This is a genomic window from Flavobacterium sp. UBA4854 (genome assembly GCF_002399805.1).
GTDB lineage: Bacteria > Bacteroidota > Bacteroidia > Flavobacteriales > Flavobacteriaceae > Flavobacterium > Flavobacterium ginsengisoli.
Genome location: NZ_DHEI01000087.1, coordinates 51,204 through 52,677, shown reverse-complemented (window position 1 = coordinate 52,677; position 1,474 = coordinate 51,204). Strand labels below are relative to the sequence as shown.

General features: G+C 33.8%; 1 pseudogene. It reads left to right on the top strand.

Annotation, left to right across the window (positions count from 1 at the left end):
• Positions 1–389 precede the first annotated feature (389 nt).
• Positions 390–1,474: pseudogene (locus tag B3J44_RS12895) on the top strand (DNA-directed RNA polymerase subunit beta'); the annotation flags it as partial.

The following is a 1,474-nucleotide window of genomic DNA, read 5'->3' as shown; positions in this document are numbered from 1 at the left end:
GGTAGAGCTAAAACTTACGAAGCTATCGTTAAGGGAGAAACTATGCCAGAACCAGGTTTACCAGAATCATTCAATGTATTAATGCACGAATTGAAAGGTCTAGGTTTAGATCTTCGTTTGGAAGAATAAATAAAAGTTTTGTAGTCAGTCTCATTTTTTAATGGGACTGATTACTCATTTATAATAAGTTTTTAAAGATTTATACCCGTAAACCGTTCCGATTTTTTATAACAATGCGAGGCATTTTATAACTAGCGCTTCAAATAAGAATTTGAGGTTTAGAGAAGTAACCCGAGGTAGTAGCTGAATGATTAACTCTTATCTTTTTAAGAGTAGATTATAAATCTAAATTCAATTTTTTAATTGCAAATAAATCAATAGTAAAAACTATGATGAATAACAGAAACAATAATAAAGATAAAAATCCAGTAAAAAGATTTAACAAAATCTCTATTGGATTGGCTTCACCAGAATCTATCTTGAAAGAATCAAGAGGAGAGGTCTTAAAGCCAGAAACTATTAACTATAGAACTCACAAACCAGAGCGTGACGGACTTTTCTGCGAAAGAATCTTCGGACCAGTAAAAGATTTCGAATGTGCTTGTGGTAAGTATAAAAGAATTCGTTACAAAGGTATCATCTGTGACCGTTGTGGTGTTGAAGTTACTGAGAAAAAAGTACGTCGTGATAGAGTAGGACACATCAACCTTGTTGTGCCAATTGCTCATATTTGGTACTTCCGTTCTCTTCCAAACAAAATTGGTTATATCCTTGGTCTTCCATCTAAGAAATTAGATATGATCATTTACTACGAAAGATACGTAGTAATCCAAGCTGGTATTGCTAAAAATGCAGATGGAGAGTCTTTGCAAAGACTTGATTTCTTAACTGAAGAAGAATACTTAAACATTTTAGATACTCTTCCACAAGAAAATCAATATTTAGATGATTTAGATCCTAATAAATTTGTTGCCAAAATGGGAGCAGAGTGTATTATGGATTTATTAGCTCGTATTGACTTAGATGCTTTATCTTATGAATTAAGACACAGCGCTAACAACGAAACATCTAAACAAAGAAAAACTGAGGCTTTAAAAAGATTACAAGTTGTTGAGTCTTTCCGTGAGTCTAACGAAAACCGCGAAAACCGTCCTGAATGGATGATTATGAAAGTGGTTCCAGTTATCCCACCAGAATTACGTCCTCTTGTGCCACTTGATGGAGGTCGTTTTGCAACTTCAGATTTGAACGATTTATATCGTCGTGTAATCATCCGTAACAACCGTTTGAAAAGATTAATGGAGATTAAAGCTCCAGAAGTTATCTTAAGAAACGAAAAACGTATGTTACAAGAATCTGTAGATTCATTGTTCGATAACACTCGTAAAGCTTCTGCTGTTAAAACAGAATCAAACAGACCATTAAAATCATTATCTGACTCATTAAAAGGTAAGCAAGGACGTTTCCGTCAAAA